Genomic DNA, 16,591 nt, shown 5'->3' on the forward strand with positions numbered 1-16,591 from the left:
ATATAAATGATATTTGAAATGACTATACAAATTCGTGTGCCGGATTTTATCAAAGGTCTAGAATGGTATCAATTATTATTGGGTAAAAGGCCAGACTTTATACCACATGAAGGATTCGTAGAGTGGGAGTTAATACCAGGGTGTTGGCTTCAGTTAGCAGAAGGAACACCTGCAAATGGTAGTGGTCCATTCAGGCTCGGAGTACCGGATATGGACTTGGTATTAGAAAGGCTAAACAATGAACTCTGCCTGACGAATATTGAAATCCATAAGAGGGATGAGGTTCCTGTAAAATGGTGTACGTTTTCTGATCCCTGGGGAAATCATGTTGGTTTGTTTGAATACTTAAATAAGAAGGAAGAGACCGAACGAATAGATGAAATCTTAGGCAAATAGAAAAGGGAGCTGCTTCTATCTAGGCAGCTCCCAATTTTACTTATCTTTATTAATTAGTTGTGTCATTTGATGCCATATAGAGCCTTTTGCTTCTTCTCCGCCTTGGATTCTTGCAAGTGCCATTTTTACTTGCATACGTACCTCAAATTCTGAATCATTTTCAGCTTCTTGAAGAGCTGGAATCGCTGATTCATCACCAAGCTCATATAAGAACATGGCAGCCCGCCAACGAACTAGTCTACTTGGGTCTTTTAACGTTGCGATCATTTCAGGCATTGCCTCCTTGAAGCTTAAGTCTGATAAGCAATCCCCTGCAGTTCTTCTAACATTTACGGCTTTATCCTTTAAGGCTTTATAGAGGTATGGTAGAACCTTTTGGTCATCAATCATACCTAAATAGGCGGTAACGAGCCTTCGTATCGACGCTTTTTCGTCATCCAGTGCTTTATCCAGTACTGGTAGATCCTCGACTGTAGGATCCATTCGGTCTAATGTAGCATACCGTTCTCTCCAGTCTGGATTATCAAGCATATCCATCGTTACCTTCTTCCAAGGGGTTGGTGCAGTTTTGTTATCCAATGCATACTGGACTAATTCTCTAATACGTGCTTCATCATATGCAGCAGAAAGTTCTTCTACAACTTCCTCTCCAATCTCTTCTAGATCGCCATAACGAGGGTTTTTCTCCACCCATTTTCTTTCCATCAACATGTTATCAGAAGCGGAGGATGCTTCTATCGCAGCATTCATGAAACGATCTGGAAGACCGAATCTTTTTTCTTCCTCACCTGCTTCTAGTTTAACCTGTGTAGGGATGTATCGGAACATTTGAATGAATACCTTGACCTCACCATAATGCTCATCAAGGGATGAATCATTTTTTAATGGTTCACTCTGACTTTCTTCTAAGGACCCAAGTGTGGTTCGAACCGCTGGTAAAATATCTTCCCACGGGGTGCGTGCATCTCTTTCTAACGCAATAAAATCGATTACGCGATAAATCCCTTTTACACCATTGATTGTAAATAAGTTCTGTATATACATAGGGGCATTTGTTAGGTCGTCACCAAGCTTATAGTTTTCCGTTTGACCATCGCTCATCACTTCATCTACATTAATTTTCATCGAATATGGACTTGGCGTTGGCTCAATGGATACGATTTTCATCTGTTAATCCCCCTTTTATGGTTTCTTGTTATAGATATTTTAACAAAGGCGGATATTTGTAGCCAATAGGAAGATTAATGTCAAAGAACTCATTTGGCATGGTATACCAAATGAGTTCTTCATTATTCTGGGTTTCTTGATTCCTCTTTTGGTTCCTTTTCCTTCTCAAATAACACAATTAAACTAGGCAGTAGTATACCACGAATTAAAAATGTATCGATTAATATTCCAACTGCAACGATAAAACCAAAGACAAAGAGTAGTTGAATTGGCTGTGTCATGAGTACGGCAAAGGTAGCAGCCAATATAATTCCTGCTGAGGAGATAACGCCACCTGTGTTGGCAACTGCTATTTCTGTCGCCTTTTGAATAGAATGTTTTTGGCGTTCCTCGATAAAACGTGATACGAGAATAATATTATAATCTATTCCAAGAGCCACTAAGAAGATGAATGCATACACAGGCACGCGGTTACTAATCGAATCGATGTCAAAGAATAAATTAGTTAAAAACATTCCCAATCCCAAGGCTGCAAAGAAAGAAACCAATATAGTGCCCATCATATATAGAGGCATCTTAAATGATTTCGTTAAGAAAATCAGCATAATAAATATTAAAATTGTCTCCAATAACACGATCACTACAAGGTCGCGATTATTCAAATTTCGGTCGTCTATAGATGCTGCAGTTTCACCAGCAAAATATAATTCCCCATTGATATTACTCGAATCGAGAATTTGGTTAGATTTCTCTTGAATAGCTTCTAGTGCATCCAATGATTCGATGGAGTATGGACTATCTTCAAAGGAGAGGCTGTACGTCATTACGGTTTTGTCCTCTGTTTGGTTATCCATTCTAACATTACTGACATGGTTTTGACTGGATAACTTCTCTAATAAAGCTTGTTGACTCTCCTCTGAAATAGAATTATCTGCTTCTACTAGAACAGTCGTAGGAGCAAGGTCACCGGCTTCAAAATTCTCCTCTAATAGTTCATATCCAACTCTGGATGGCATATCCTCTGGGAATGACTTTAGTAGATCAAATTCATATTTAAGGTTTACGTTATATGCGGAACTAATCAGTATAAATAAACCTACTACTAACACGGAAACAATAGGCTTTTTCGTTACAGATTTCCCTACCTTGCTCCAGAATGAGCTAGTTTTAACGGTGGTATCACCAACGCGCGGTATGATTGGCCAAAAGGATTTACGACCAAAAACGGTAAATAGAGCTGGTACAAGCGTAACGGATGCAATCATGATTACCGCCAAAGCAGTACCGAAGATAGGCGCGAAATTTTTGTAATCTCCTAATTCAGCAAAAATCAAGATAATCATAGCTAGGAAGACTGTTCCACCAGAGTAGAAGACAGGTAAACCAGTTCCTCGCATCGCAATTTTCATAGCTGTATGTTTATTCTCGTGTTGCTTCAGTTCTTCTCGGAAGCGAGAAAACACGAATAAAGAATAATCAATGACAGCCGCGAATAATAAAACGGACATAATGGATACGGATTGTGAGCTTAAAACAAGCCCTGATTTTCCAAATAAACCCAATACTTGTGTGACGACTTGATAAACAAACACAGCTGCTATTAGCGGAATTAACGCTATCAATGGTGAACGATAGATGATGATTAACAGAACAAGGATGATTGCAACAGTTGATAGGATTAAGACAAGATCAGCCCTGGAGAAAAGCTCTGTTGTGTCAACTGCTATCCCAGCTGGCCCGGTTACAGATACTGTCAGTTCTTTATTATCATCAATAATTCCTGTAATTTCATTTAAAATTTCTTTTACTTCTGGAGTATCAAGGTTTGAGTCAAGATTAATTGGAATAATAGCGGTTGTTCGATCTTCTGAGAAAAAGGAAGCTGTTGCAGGTTCTGGAAGCATTCCAAGTGGCACCACTTCCTTAACGCCTTCCATGTTTTTGTTCATAATATTGTCTGTTATTGCTGCCAGGTCTTCTAGAATAATTTCTTCATCTGATTGTAATACAAAGATGGCAGGCAGTAATTCGCTATCCCCAAAATAATCTGCTATTTTTTCATCAGCAATAACGGATTGGGTGTCATCTGGTAAGGACTGAATGCTATTAACCTGATACTCTCGCGCACTTGGTACTGCTATCGTCAGAATAATGGTGATAACAACCCATCCAAGTAAAGTAAACCACATCCCTTTTTTGGTAGACACTTGATCTGTGATTTTTTGTAAGATTTTCTGCATGATAAGGTTCCTTTCTTTACTATTATTTTATATAAGTAACACAAGTGTAACTTTTGTCGAAAAAAATAACGGGAATACCGTTATTTCTAATTATCTACCAAAGTTACACCTGTGTCAATTTTCCTTGTTGAACATTCCGTGACAAATGACTTCTTTCATGGTTTCTACCCAATCTTGATGAGATAACCCACTTGTGTTCGGGATGTTTACTGTTTGGAAAATAAAGCCTAAAAATAAATTATCAGGGATCGAATTCTTAATTATGTTTTCGCTTCTTCCTAATTCTATGAAGGTTTGAAGTGAACTATACAATTTAATGTGCAGTCTATCGAGTGCTTGCTTGTTTTTTTTAACTTTTTCATTAACTGAAGCAATCTGCATACCAATCTCCCGAATTTGATAAATACTCATATCGTTAAATATGACATCAAATAAAGCGTTGAACTGATTCTTAAAGCTTCTATGCTTACTGATTTTTTGTAGGTCATCTATAAAGGACCGTAATTCAAAAAGCATATATTCACTTAAAAGCTCTTCCTTATTTTCATAGTATTTATAAATTGCTGCTCGAGACACATCTAATTGATTCGCTAAATGTGTGAAGGTAAAGCCTTCATATCCGTGGTCGAGCAGAAGCTGCTTTGTTGTATGGTAAAGGTCTTCAGTAGAAAATTTGCGCTCACGTCCCATGTGCTCACCTCTACTCTATTATAGAGAAGTTGTATGCAGATGAAAATAATATTTGTAATGAATAAAGATGATACCGTATAACAGACTATCATAGAGAACTTACTACATCAGAAACGAGTGAATCAAATGCCATATCGTGAACAAATTCCAATTGACAGAGGAATCGATAATACTGCCAAATTATTATTAGAAGGCTACACCTATATAACGAATAGAAGAAAACGATACGGGAGGGATATTTTTGAAACTCGTCTGTTGGGAGGACAAAAAGCGATATGTATCGCAGGCGAGGAAGCGGTGAAAGTGTTTTATGATAAAGAGAAATTTATTCGCAACGGTGCCGCACCAAAAAGGGTCCGCCAAACATTATTTGGGGAAAATGCTATTCAAACGATGGATGGTGATACGCATCAGTATCGGAAAGAACTATTCATGTCATTAATGACCAAGGAACGACTAGCGGACATTAGCGAACTTGTCTTTCGCCATCTAGAGAAAAAGATTAATAGCTGGCAAGGCCAAAATCAGGTCGTTTTTTATTATGAAATAGTTCGCGTATTAACAAGTGTGGCATGTGAATGGGCAGGGGTCCCACTTAGGCATACGGAACTGAGGAAACGCGCTAATCAGCTAGAGGCTTTGTTTGATAGTGGTGGTGCTATTGGTCCGCGACATTGGAAGGGACGAATTGCTAGGAATAGCACAGAAATTTGGTTGAAAAAGATTGTGCAGCAAGTGAGGGCTGGCAATTTAGATGTCGCTCCCAAAACAGCTTTATATGAGATGTCCTGGTACCAGGATCCAAATGGGGAACTGTTACATGAACAAATTGTTGCAGTTGAGCTATTAAATATACTGAGACCTATTGTTGCGATTGCGGTTTATGCTACATTTGGTGCCTTAGCATTATACGAACATCCACTTGAAAAGGAAAGGCTTCAAACCAATCAAGATCATTATATCGAGCGATTTGTACAGGAAGTGCGACGATATTATCCATTTTTTCCTTTTTTAACAGCGAGGGTGCGTGCAGATTTTCTCTGGAAGGGGCATGACTTTAAAAAAGGAAATTTAGTATTGCTTGATATATATGGAACCAATCATCACCCTGAAATTTGGAACCAACCAAATCGATTTGATCCAGATAGATTTTTGGGAAGAGAGGATAATTTCTATGATTTCATTCCACAGGGTGGTGGTGATTATTATAGAGGTCACCGATGCCCAGGAGAGTGGTTAACAATAGAAGTGATGAAGGTCTGCATGGATTTTTTAGTTAATCATGTGGAATATACAGTTCCTAAACAAGATCTATATTATAGTAAGATACGAATACCAAGCTTGCCTAGTAGTAGATTTGTTATGTCGAACATCAAACAGCGATAAGTATTGAAGGTATCGATGATAAAGTCGATACCTTTTTAGTGCGGAATAGCTATATGAGTTTTATACCAGAAGTTACATGTTTGCTTGAAGGGTTCTAGTTAATAAATCTCTAAATTTCCTTCGATCCTCATCGGTAAAGGGCTTTGGTCCTTTTGTCTTCTGGCCACTTCTTCTTGCTTTTGCACTTAAGTGCCTCGTTTGAAGAAGTTGGTCAATGTTTTCATTTGTATACGTAAATCCTTTGTGATGTAGGACAAGACATCCTTTTCCTAAGCCAAGAGAGGCTAACCCATAGTCTTGGGTTATGATAATGTCTTGTTTATTAGCAAGCTTCATAATCCGATAATCAGCTGCGTCAGCGCCAGTGTCCACGTAAACTGTCTCGACGCCCTCTACTACCTCATCGTGAGAAAAATGACTAATGCTTTTTACTAACACCACATGAACGGCAAATTCCCTGGCTACGGAAATAACAATATCTTTTACTGGGCTTGCATCCGCATCTACATAAATCTTCATAAAAATTCTCCCATAACTATGTCTTACTCTCATGTAATCGAATTACTCCAGTTTTGTCAATAAGTCAAAGCCCTAAAGCTTGCTAACTTAATTTAGAGGCTTTCCTTGGTTATCTAAAAACTGGATTTCTGTTTCATTAGTGTCTTCTATGTTGGTTACGAACCAAATTTTTGCAGCGTCTTCATTTAGGGGAATAATCGTTGCTTTTTGCTGATTTACTATAACCGAAGAGACTTCTAATGTGGCGAGCCCAACTGAAAAATTATTCTGAGAGGCTAAATCTCCATTGATAATATTATCTGATAAGAAACCCGCTCCAAGCATGTCAACTTGCTTCCAGCCATATTTTCCCTTTTTTATTTTTGAAACACCAATATAATCCTTAGGAGAGTGGACCTGTGAGTAAAAGAAGATATAGGCGTAATCATCAACTTGAATGGTCTTAATTGGTTCTTGGACGGTTAGAATGGGATCCTCAACATTTTCTAGTGCTTCAAGAGGTGTGGAAAAAGAAGAACTTCGATTGGCAATGTCAAATGAAACAATCGCAATAGTAAGTAGAATAAAAATAATGGTGACGCGATAGAATTTTCTCTTATTATGCATTGCTGCCTCCTTCCAAAAAAGATTTTAATCAATATTGTAACATGATATGAATATATTTCAACACAATTTAGATAATTTAAATAATTTGAACGAATACTTTTATCATTGTATGCAAAATAATATTGTGCACTTTACAATAGTGTGTGTCATACACTATAATATCATTAGGAGCTGATAACTTGATGAACGAAAAAGAACATATTGATAAATTAATGCTTGAACTACGTCGTGGCACAATCACAATTGGTGTATTGAGTCAGTTGTCCAAACCACAGTATGGATATTCACTAGTAACATTGCTAGATGAGAAGGGGGTTCACGTGGAGCCGGGTACATTGTATCCACTGCTCAGAAGGCTAGAAAAACAAGGGTTACTTGATAGTAGTTGGGATACGAATGAAACACGGCCGAGAAAGTATTACGTTCTTAGTCAAACGGGGAAAAACGTATTTGATCAATTGTGTGTAGAGTGGGAAGGGATTGTTCAGAGTTTAAATGGTTTGATAAAACAGAAGGGAGATAATGGGAATGGAAATGATTGATCGGTATATATACGCGGTCATGCAAAAGCTACCCTCATCACAGCGAGAGGATATAGCGGTGGAATTAAGAGGGTTAATTGAAGATATGCTAGAGGAACGTTCTAATGGTGAAGCTTATACAGCTGAGGCAATAGAAGAAGTGCTAAAAGAGCTTGGGAGTCCAAGGGAGATGGCACAAAAATATCGTGGTACAAAACGCTATCTAATAAGTCCTGAGTTATTTGATTCGTACGTTATTGTATTAAAGATTGTATTAATATCGATGACGCTTTCCCTTATTGCTGTGTTTGCAATTGAGTCAATTATTAACCCGGTTGACATTTTAGATCGCTTTATTGAATTAATTGTGTCATTGGTTACTGCAACACCACAAGCATTCGGGTGGGTAACACTTGTATTTGCATTGGTTGATTATTCTGGTGGTTTTAAGACAGAAGATTTAAAGCTTGATAAAGGCTGGAGCCCTTCCAAGCTTCAACCAATCCCACATCCGAAAAAACAAATTAAACGTAGTGAACCAATAGTTGCTATTGTCTTTTATGTACTGTTGATGGTATTGTTTGCATTTTCTAGTAATTTCTTTGGGGTTTATCGCTTTGATGATGGAGAGTTAATACGTGTTGTTCCTTTTTTAAATGAGGTAAGCTTTCCACAATACTTGCCATTTGTATTGCTTCTTTTAGCAATCTTTATCGTAAAAGAATGTCTTAAGCTAATCTCGGCAAAGTGGACATTCAAGCTTGTGGCATACACTGCTATAATCAATCTTTTTGCTATGGTGGTCGTTTATTTTATGATTACTGGGCAAGCGTTTTGGAATCCAAACTTTATGGAGGAGCTAGTTCAATCCGGAATCGTTACAAGTGGCTCAGAAGGCTATAATATCGCAGCTGAGATTTGGGAAAACACCACAAGAGCTATCGTTATTCTCCTATTGATTGGATTAGTTTGGGATATAGTAGCTGGATTAATAAAGGCAAGAAAGGAATAAAAAATAGCTTTCCATGAAGCAACTATTTGATTATGATAAGAATAATCAAATAGTTGCTATTTTTGTAGAGGGGGATAAGGTATGCGCCTTGAGAGACCATCTATAGCGTGGGAGAAAGAACATCAAATGTACGTAGCCGAATGGGGACCATCTCGAATGACTCCTAGTAGTTTTAATCTAAATGGGTTTGATAACTATGAAGGCTTTTTAAAAGAACTAGCAAAACGAGAAAGTGGGCTAGGGAACTGGTTGCCTTCTACGAATTATTTTCTTGTAAATGAAGCAGATAGAGTATTAGGAATGGTCGATATTCGCCATGAGTTAAATGATTTCTTATATCGAATTGGTGGTCATATTGGCTATAGTGTACGTCCTTCTGAGCGAAGGAAGGGATATGCTACATTGATCTTAGCAAAAGCACTGGAAGAATGTAGGGAATTAGGAATGGATAAGGTGCTGGTTACATGTGATGAGGATAATATTGGTTCAGCAAAGGTTATTCTTCATAATGGTGGTATTGAAGATGTATCGGAACGTGATACGGATGGTACACGCAAACGTAGGTTTTGGATTACAATAAACAACTAGGGTGAGAAGAATGGTAACTGGACAAGTTGAAATAATGAAGATGACAGAGAATGATTGGGAGAAAGTCCGTGAAATTTATATAGAGGGTATTCATACGAAGAATGCTACGTTTGATACAGAGCCTCCAACCTGGGAAGAGTGGGATAAAGGACATCTCGCAGAATGTCGGTTTGTAGCAAGACTTCATGATCAAGTAGTAGGTTGGGCTGCATTAAGCCAATCCGCTCATAAGGAAGCATATCATGGGGTTGCTGAGGTGAGCATTTATGTAAGCAATTCAAGCTCGGGTAAAGGAATTGGCTCAGCCTTATTAAAAGAATTAATTCAGGCTAGTGAAGAAAAGGGATTTTGGACATTGCAGGCGCTAATTTTTCCGGAGAACAAAGGTAGCTTGGCATTGCATGAACGAAACGGATTTGAGGTAATTGGTACGAGAAAACGAGTTGGTAAACTTGATGGTAAGTGGAGAGATGTCGTGTTTTTAGAACGTCGAAGTACAATTGTTGGTATGGATTAAGAGGGGAGTAGATTTGTCAAAATGATTCCTGTGTTAACAAGTGGACTAGCAAGAAGGATTGAAGAGGCTGAGATTTCAGCATTGAAATCACGTCTCATGGCCATACGAGAAATACCAGGAAATCCGATGGGAGTAGACATTCAATCATTCGGACATGCGACAGCTTTTTCTGTTAAAGGAATTCCCGGGCCAGCATTTAATACGGTTAGAGGGCTTACATCGGAGGACCATTTAGAAATAGAGCCTATTGTAGATTTTTATAAAGCGAAGAATATTCCAGTACAAGTGGAAATAACACCTGTTTCTACTAGTCCTGAACTATTTCAGTCGTTAGCGCGCTCTGGACACTATCAACATAGTTTTCATAGTGTCTTTTATCGAACAGAACTCAAAGAAATTAGGAAAGCAGAACCATCGATTACTATTAGAAGGTTAAGAGAATCGGAATTTAATTTATTTGCAGAGATCTATGTAAAAGGATTTGGATTGCCTAATTCCATTAAACAAGGGATTGCGCAAAATAATCAGGTGCTCTATCCACTAGATTCATGGGAGTTCTATTTAGCAATGATAAACGGAGAAGCGGTAGGAATAGGGGTTATGTTTATTGACAATGGGATTGCTCTACTTGCTGCATCAGCTAGCCTTCCACAATATCGAAATATGGGCGTGCACCAAGCTTTAATGGTGGAAAGGATGAGGGAAGCAAGTAAGAAGGAAGTGGGATTATTAGTTGGACAAGCTAGTTATGCGAGTATTAGTGCCAACAATATGCAAAAACTAGGTTTACGCCTTGCTTATACGAAAGCAATTTGGAAGGAATCCTAGGATATAAATATCCTCTAGAACTATAAAAAGAAATATATTTAGGAATGCTCTCTAAAATTTAGAGGGTATTTTTTTATTTCTACTTGATTAATTGTCAGAAAAATTATATACTACATTACAACAGTAATGCACTATATTAGTTGGAGGGAGGAGTACTTCCAATATGTTGCTAAATTCAGATGGTTCAACACCGATTTATGTTCAGATTGCGGAATGGATTGAAAATGAGATATTGAATGGGAACTTAGAAACAGATGATAAAGTATTTTCGCAATACAAATTAGCAGATATGTTTACGATTAATCCAGCTACGGCAGCAAAGGGATTAAATTTACTTTATGAAGAAAACATCTTGTACAACAAAAGAGGGCTGGGAAAATTTGTTTCTTCAGAAGCCATGAAAATTATTTTGGAGAAACGAAAAAATCAAAAGTTGAAAGGACTTTTGGCCGAAGCGGCTATGGAGGCAGAGCGCTTACAAGTTTCAGATGAGGAGCTAGTTCGCATGCTGAAGGAGATTATGAATGAAAAGAAGGAGGAATAGTGGTGAAAATTATTGAATGCACAGGTCTAGTGAAGAAGCAAGGACGTATCCATGCACTAGATGAAATTTCTTTTTCAATTGAGGAAAACACGATAACTGGATTGATTGGTCGTAATGGGGCTGGAAAGACGACATTATTAAAAATACTTGCCGGCTATTGGGAAGAGACAGCAGGAGAAGTGAACGTCTTCTCTAAACGTCCATTTAACAATTTACATGTTTCCACGAATACGATTTTCGTTGATGATGCGATGAGTTTTACGAATACGCTAACCTTAAGTCAACTATTAAGTGAGGCTGGAAGGTTTTATCCGAATTGGGATATGAGCCTTGCGACAGGATTACTAGCGTATTTTGGTTTGCATCCTAATCAGGTACATCAGAGCCTTTCAAAAGGAAAGAGAAGCACATTTAATGCCATAGTAGGTCTTTCCTCCAAATGCGCATTAACCATCTTTGATGAGCCAACTACTGGGATGGATGCGGCAGTTCGTAAGGATTTTTACCGAGCCTTATTAAAGGATTATATCGCATATCCAAGAAGCATTATTATTTCTAGTCATCATCTAGATGAAATTGAAGATCTTCTTGAGGATGTTTTATTAATTGAACAAGGAAAGAAGCTTTTACAAATGCCTATTGATGAGCTGAAGGAATATGCGGTAGCGTTAAGCGGTAAAACAGCCATACTCATGCAATACCTGCACGGTAAAGAAGTTATCTATAAACAAGAAATAGACAATGACAATTTTTATGTAGTTGTACGTAATAATTTTCAACATGAGGATATGAAGCGACTCGGGATCACAGTCTCACCTGTCTCTCCAAATGATGTCTGTGTATATCTCACACGAACAAAAGGAGGAATTGATCATGTCTTTAAAAAGCGTGAGTCTATCTAACGCTGTTATAAACCAATACAAGTATAAATTAAAAGCGTATAGTGGGATTTTTACCTCGCTTGTTATCATTCAATTACTTGGAATGTTTTTTTCATTAAATGGAATGGGATCAAGTGGTTACTCTACTGAGTCATACTCCATGAACATTACGAGTTATTCTTCTAATCTAGTTATTGTTTTTACAATGGTGTGGGCATTTATGAATGCACTATTGGTAACAACACGGGCATATCGAGAAGATGATTTTACTTTTGTTACGAATCGTCTAACCTACAGCCTATCGAATTATGCTATTTTACTAACTGCAAGTATTATCGGTGGGGTGACAGCTTTTTTATCTAGTTCGCTAATAAATGTGATAGCGTATTTAACAAATAATATCGAAGTGTTTGTGACAATCAATCAGGAAATTGGTTTCATGGATTATGTTGTAGGTGTATTGGCCACCATCTTATTTATCCTCCTCTGTGGCGCTTTGGGGTATTTCATTGGGATGGTTGTCCAACTAAGTAAAATCTTTATGATGATTATTCCAGTTTGTTTTATCGCATTCAGTGTACCTATACAGCGAAACGGTGAGAACGTCTTTTTTAAGCTCTTTGAATTTTATTTTCAAGAGCACTCCTTTCCCTTGTTTTTGTTAAAAGTGCTTGTAACGATCTTTATTCTTAGTTTGACAGCAGTGATGATGTCTAACCGATTGGAGGTTAGAAAATAATGATTATTATGTCCATACTTCCTTTATTAGTACTGGCTGGAATTATAATTGGAATAGTTCTATTAAATAAGCGTTTGACTAGAAAGCCATTAACCTATCAAAAGTCAAAGTGGATCATAATTGGATATGTGACAGTTTTATTGGTAGCTGCAGGATTTTCATTTCTGCTTCCTACTTCAGAGGCAAAGCTTGTAAAAGAAGGCATTGATGAACACGCTTGGGAAAATGATTTATACTACCGAGCATTCACTGGCGATTTTTCCTCGCTGCCTGCTGAAACGATTACAAAAAGCTGGGAATTTCCTTTTTCGGAAGAAACACTGGATTTAGAAGGATTAAACTATGCAGATGCAGTTCTTATTGAAAAGAACAGCAATTCTAACGGGATAATTGAGGTATTTTATGTAAAGGGCAATCACGTCATGCAAGTTAATACAACAGCAATAGCGTTTACTGATTACCTTCCTGATGTAGATGTTGAGATTGAATCGAATATTCTGCGTATCATCTCTCCGGTTCAAAAGTCGGAGATAACACTTTCCTACTCAGACCCTGCATTTACGGCGAAACAGTTTATAATGGAAACAGGAGAAAATGATAATCAATTTAGCGCTACTAGCTCAAGATTTGTATATATCAGAATCCCTGCTGATGTAGAAGTAGAGGTCAGTGGAAATTTATATGTGGAATATGTAGGAAATTAACTTCGTAAAACCCTTAATTATATGATTAAGGGTTTTTGGTTAACCAAAGCAGGGCTTCCGAATATACTATTATGACATTAACTTTTGGGGGTCCATATTATGAACTATGTAAGAAGCGGGCTAGCATTTTTGGGATTTTTACTAACAGGTACAGGGATAGGACTGTTCTTTCATAATATAGAAGCAGGCGGAGCTGTAGGATTTGGATTAGGAATACTATCCATATTAATACTACGAAAAGAGGAGTAGTTTATAGGTGTTGATTTTGGCCAAATAAAAGCATAATGGATCCTAGCAATTCTAGGTAAATTAATCCTTCTTAAGGATAGCTTAAATTTTTGATTACAATGTAGCGGATTACAAGAGATTCATGTCATCAAATAAAAAGCTCGTAGGTTAATCCTAAGTAGTTCAGTTTTCGTGGAGAAAATTGAAAATAACAGTATAAATGTAGTGCTAAATCGCATAGGGTTTAGCACTACATTTTTTGTTATTAAATCAATGGTTGTATGGATTATTATCGATAATTAACATAGCAAATAACACTATATACAACAGAGTGATAATAGCTATTGTCACTGCGTTAATTACACTGGGAATTGATGTGCGATTTGGTAGGTTAGTTCTTGGATAGTTGTAAGGCAATTTAGAAATTATTAACAAATATGATATGATCAAATAAGAGTTTGTGAAGAAATGTTCTTAAACTAACGGCGCAGGTTACTTAAAGAAGGGAAGAGCCAAATTTTGTTGAAATAAAGGAGCAGGTTTCACAAAAAAGGGATAGATGGAGGGATTATGAATGGATATGCTAAAACAAAGGGTTTTACAAGCATTGAGTTTAACAAACGACTTTTATAATCATATTAATGATGGCTGTTTAAGACTAAAAATATCAGACGTACCTTCAAATACAATTGGAGAACAAGCATATTGTATTGTGGGAGCAAGAGAAAGTTACTTAAAGGCTTTAAAAATTGGTCAATGGGCTGGATTTGATTGTAGTTTAGTTGATAGCAATAATAAAACTTTAATTAATAGGAAATTAGAACAAACTCATACAAACATAGAGAGACTTTTACAAGAAATTAGCATAGATGAAAATATCAGTATTTTTCTATTTGATTTATTAGAACATGAGGTTCAGCACCATGGCCAGTTAATTCGCTATGCTTATGCTAATAAAATTACGTTTCCCAAAAGTTGGAGTATCCGTTATACTGTTTAGTTTTCTTGTTCAACTAAACCAGTTAATAGTTGTCAATATCTTTCTCTAAAAATCTAAAATAGCTTATTATATACTAAATTTGCGCATGCTAAATAAACCTCCTGTAATCTTAAGCTGAAAGGTTTTGGGGTATTTGGTTATCTTGTTTATTTAAGCAATATCTTGGAAGGTATTGTTGCTTTTCAATAATGCGTAAATCCAATGTAATAACTTGTTAGCGCATGCTAAGTAGGGGGCGAACAGTTTAGTTGACGGGATTGAGTTCCCACGGGTGCGAGAGTTAAAAAGGTGAAGGGAGATGGGGTTAAAATGATCCATGCTAAGACGGTATTGTTAGACCAGTTGTTAGCCAATGCAAATGATCGCAGCTGGTATGCTTCCTTTCAAGAATCGGTTGATGGAATCTCGGATAAAGAGGCAAATTGGAAGCCAGATGGGGCAAGTAATAGTATCGCAGAAATTGTTCAACATCTTATCTATTGAAATGAAGTATGGCAATTATGGTATGAAAAATCTAGTATTAATGTCGTTCAATCTTTAGAAGATAATGCAGACAGTTTTCTTACTTCGAAGAGTAGAAGTTTTACAGAGCTAAAAATGCAATTACTGCAGGTGCTGTTACGCTGGTAAGAATTGATTACAGAAGAGAAGCTAGAAAAAGTGTAAATGGTTTTCCAGTAGAAGCTGAGTGGTGGGCTATAATTGGAAATGCTAATACACATAATGCTTACCATATCGGTCAAATAGCTTATATTCGCAAAATGAAAAAGAACTTCTCCTAATATGGTTCAATCTATTTATGGTGAAGATAAGGAATTACACCAAGTACCATTATCACGAAGGACTGACTAAGTTTGTGAATAAATGTACTTAAACCATCGGGTGCATTAGTTAAAGATGATTAACTGCCTAATGTACTAAAGGGGCAGAATAATTTATTCATCCATGTGATGAAATATGGAAAAAAACAATTGACATAAATACACAATTTGGCATATATTTAACTAAACACTTAATTAAGGAGTTGCTTAATTGATTACGAAGGACACACTCAGCCTCATCTTCGCTGCGCTCGCCGATCCTACGCGCCGAAACATCCTGACTAGGCTGTCACAGAGGGCCGCGACAGTTGGGGAGGTCGCCGAGCTCTTCGAGATAAGCGCACCTGCGATCTCCCAGCACCTCAAAGTACTGGAGCGAGCAGGGCTGATTGAACGAACAACAAACGCCCAGTGGCGGACCCTGACTATGCGCACCGAGCCTCTCGATGAGGTATCAGCCTGGGTCGAGAAGCATCGCCGTGAGTGGAACCAGCGATTCGACGCACTGGAAGAACACCTCAAAACCATGATTACAAAGGAGGAACAATGAACATGTCAAATGATTACAAAGGAGGAACAACGAACATGCCCACATCTGAACCGGAGTTTACCATTACCCGCACCCTGAATGCCCGCCGCGAGCTCGTGTGGCGCGCTTGGACCGAGGAGAAGGAACTCGCCGACTGGTTGCCTTCAACACCTCTAGAGACCATCTCTTTCGACGTTCGTGAAGGAGGACGCTACCGTTACACAATGGTCAACATCGAGACCGGCGAGGAGTATCCAACCGGAGGTGTGTTTCTTGAGGTCGTACCATTCGAACGGCTTGTTTTCACCTGGGGCTACCCCGATGCTCCCATCGAGAATTCCCCTGTCGTGACCCTAACCCTTATCGAACACGGCGACCGCACCGAGATGATTTTCCACCTGAGCGGATTCGCAGGTCACCCCGGCGATCAGTACGTATACGACGGCTGGTCAGACACGCTTGACAATATTGTGAAAAAATATAATTAAACAAACGGGTGCTTTAGTTGAATAAGAAAAATAAAAAGAACTAAAAACGCTTGGAAAAAAGGTGGTTACCCCCAAAAGTTAGAGTTTCTATTATGCAGCTAATTGGCTGGAGTGAGTTCGGTATTCAACCGGACTCATCCCAGTCAATTTTTCTTTTGATCTTTCATGATTGTACCAATAGATATAT

General features: G+C 37.9%; 21 protein-coding genes and 1 pseudogene. 16 read left to right on the forward strand and 6 right to left on the reverse strand.

Going from position 1 to position 16,591, the window contains the following annotated elements:
- Window positions 1–6 precede the first annotated feature (6 nt).
- The gene (locus ABC228_RS17430; protein WP_345826452.1) at window positions 7–396 is read left to right on the forward strand and encodes a VOC family protein; all 390 of its coding nucleotides are present in this window, start codon (window positions 7–9) and stop codon (window positions 394–396) included.
- Between the two features lie 36 nt (window positions 397–432).
- On the opposite strand, the gene ABC228_RS17435 is transcribed toward ABC228_RS17430, so the two are convergent.
- From ABC228_RS17435 to ABC228_RS17445, 3 genes are all read right to left on the reverse strand, one after another.
- Entirely contained in the window at window positions 433–1,563 is a 1,131-nt protein-coding gene (locus ABC228_RS17435; RefSeq protein WP_345826453.1) for a conserved virulence factor C family protein, read from the reverse strand.
- Between the two features lie 122 nt (window positions 1,564–1,685).
- Entirely contained in the window at window positions 1,686–3,803 is a 2,118-nt protein-coding gene (locus ABC228_RS17440; RefSeq protein ID WP_345826454.1) for an MMPL family transporter, read from the reverse strand.
- Window positions 3,804–3,917: 114 nt separating this feature from the next.
- Complete coding sequence (locus ABC228_RS17445) at window positions 3,918–4,493, reverse strand: TetR/AcrR family transcriptional regulator (protein ID WP_345826455.1); 576 nt, start codon at window positions 4,491–4,493, stop codon at window positions 3,918–3,920.
- Between the two features lie 126 nt (window positions 4,494–4,619).
- On the opposite strand from ABC228_RS17445, the gene cypC reads away from it, so the two are divergent.
- The gene (gene cypC, locus ABC228_RS17450; protein ID WP_345826456.1) at window positions 4,620–5,879 is read left to right on the forward strand and encodes a CYP152 family fatty-acid peroxygenase CypC; all 1,260 of its coding nucleotides are present in this window, start codon (window positions 4,620–4,622) and stop codon (window positions 5,877–5,879) included.
- 72 nt (window positions 5,880–5,951) lie between these two features.
- Here cypC and ABC228_RS17455 read toward each other — a convergent pair whose 3' ends face one another.
- Window positions 5,952–6,398, reverse strand: a complete 447-nt coding sequence (locus ABC228_RS17455; RefSeq protein WP_345826457.1) for a YaiI/YqxD family protein — start codon at window positions 6,396–6,398, stop codon at window positions 5,952–5,954.
- Between the two features lie 87 nt (window positions 6,399–6,485).
- On the reverse strand, window positions 6,486–7,004 hold the full coding sequence (locus ABC228_RS17460) for a hypothetical protein (RefSeq protein ID WP_345826458.1): 519 nt from the start codon (window positions 7,002–7,004) through the stop codon (window positions 6,486–6,488).
- 182 nt (window positions 7,005–7,186) lie between these two features.
- Between ABC228_RS17460 and ABC228_RS17465 the strand changes: the two genes are divergently transcribed.
- From ABC228_RS17465 to ABC228_RS17530, 14 genes and pseudogenes are all read left to right on the forward strand, one after another.
- A complete protein-coding gene (locus ABC228_RS17465) occupies window positions 7,187–7,546 on the forward strand; it encodes a PadR family transcriptional regulator (RefSeq protein WP_345826475.1) in 360 nt (119 codons plus the stop codon).
- Window positions 7,533–8,537, forward strand: coding sequence for an HAAS signaling domain-containing protein (locus ABC228_RS17470; RefSeq protein ID WP_345826459.1), 1,005 nt, complete (start codon window positions 7,533–7,535; stop codon window positions 8,535–8,537). Before ABC228_RS17465 ends, ABC228_RS17470 begins: the two co-directional genes overlap by 14 nt.
- A gap of 81 nt (window positions 8,538–8,618) precedes the next feature.
- Window positions 8,619–9,125: a GNAT family N-acetyltransferase gene (locus ABC228_RS17475; protein ID WP_345826460.1), complete on the forward strand. Its 507-nt coding sequence runs from the start codon at window positions 8,619–8,621 to the stop codon at window positions 9,123–9,125.
- A 10-nt stretch (window positions 9,126–9,135) separates the two neighbouring features.
- Window positions 9,136–9,642, forward strand: coding sequence for a GNAT family N-acetyltransferase (locus ABC228_RS17480; protein ID WP_345826461.1), 507 nt, complete (start codon window positions 9,136–9,138; stop codon window positions 9,640–9,642).
- A gap of 21 nt (window positions 9,643–9,663) precedes the next feature.
- Window positions 9,664–10,470, forward strand: coding sequence for a GNAT family N-acetyltransferase (locus tag ABC228_RS17485; RefSeq protein ID WP_345826462.1), 807 nt, complete (start codon window positions 9,664–9,666; stop codon window positions 10,468–10,470).
- Between the two features lie 163 nt (window positions 10,471–10,633).
- The gene (locus ABC228_RS17490; RefSeq protein WP_345826463.1) at window positions 10,634–11,014 is read left to right on the forward strand and encodes a GntR family transcriptional regulator; all 381 of its coding nucleotides are present in this window, start codon (window positions 10,634–10,636) and stop codon (window positions 11,012–11,014) included.
- A gap of 2 nt (window positions 11,015–11,016) precedes the next feature.
- Window positions 11,017–11,916 (forward strand): ATP-binding cassette domain-containing protein, encoded by a 900-nt coding sequence (locus ABC228_RS17495; protein WP_345826464.1) that lies wholly within the window; start codon window positions 11,017–11,019, stop codon window positions 11,914–11,916.
- Window positions 11,888–12,634, forward strand: coding sequence for a hypothetical protein (locus ABC228_RS17500; RefSeq protein ID WP_345826465.1), 747 nt, complete (start codon window positions 11,888–11,890; stop codon window positions 12,632–12,634). Before ABC228_RS17495 ends, ABC228_RS17500 begins: the two co-directional genes overlap by 29 nt.
- Window positions 12,634–13,338 (forward strand): hypothetical protein, encoded by a 705-nt coding sequence (locus tag ABC228_RS17505; protein WP_345826466.1) that lies wholly within the window; start codon window positions 12,634–12,636, stop codon window positions 13,336–13,338. The genes ABC228_RS17500 and ABC228_RS17505 overlap by 1 nt, the downstream gene beginning before the upstream one ends.
- Before the next feature lie 99 nt (window positions 13,339–13,437).
- Entirely contained in the window at window positions 13,438–13,587 is a 150-nt protein-coding gene (locus ABC228_RS17510; protein ID WP_345826467.1) for a hypothetical protein, read from the forward strand.
- Between the two features lie 553 nt (window positions 13,588–14,140).
- On the forward strand, window positions 14,141–14,566 hold the full coding sequence (locus ABC228_RS17515) for a hypothetical protein (protein ID WP_345826468.1): 426 nt from the start codon (window positions 14,141–14,143) through the stop codon (window positions 14,564–14,566).
- Window positions 14,567–14,875: 309 nt separating this feature from the next.
- Window positions 14,876–15,348 (forward strand): annotated as a pseudogene (locus ABC228_RS17520) (DinB family protein).
- 250 nt (window positions 15,349–15,598) lie between these two features.
- Window positions 15,599–15,937, forward strand: coding sequence for an ArsR/SmtB family transcription factor (locus ABC228_RS17525; RefSeq protein ID WP_345826469.1), 339 nt, complete (start codon window positions 15,599–15,601; stop codon window positions 15,935–15,937).
- 2 nt (window positions 15,938–15,939) lie between these two features.
- A complete protein-coding gene (locus tag ABC228_RS17530; RefSeq protein ID WP_345826470.1) occupies window positions 15,940–16,404 on the forward strand; it encodes an SRPBCC family protein in 465 nt (154 codons plus the stop codon).
- Between the two features lie 90 nt (window positions 16,405–16,494).
- Here the strand turns inward: ABC228_RS17530 and ABC228_RS19120 are convergent, their stop codons facing one another.
- Complete coding sequence (locus ABC228_RS19120) at window positions 16,495–16,587, reverse strand: IS3 family transposase (protein WP_427902220.1); 93 nt, start codon at window positions 16,585–16,587, stop codon at window positions 16,495–16,497.
- Window positions 16,588–16,591: the final 4 nt, after the last annotated feature.

The organism is Ornithinibacillus xuwenensis, assembly GCF_039614845.1.
GTDB classification, from domain to species: Bacteria; Bacillota; Bacilli; order Bacillales; family Amphibacillaceae; genus Ornithinibacillus; species Ornithinibacillus xuwenensis.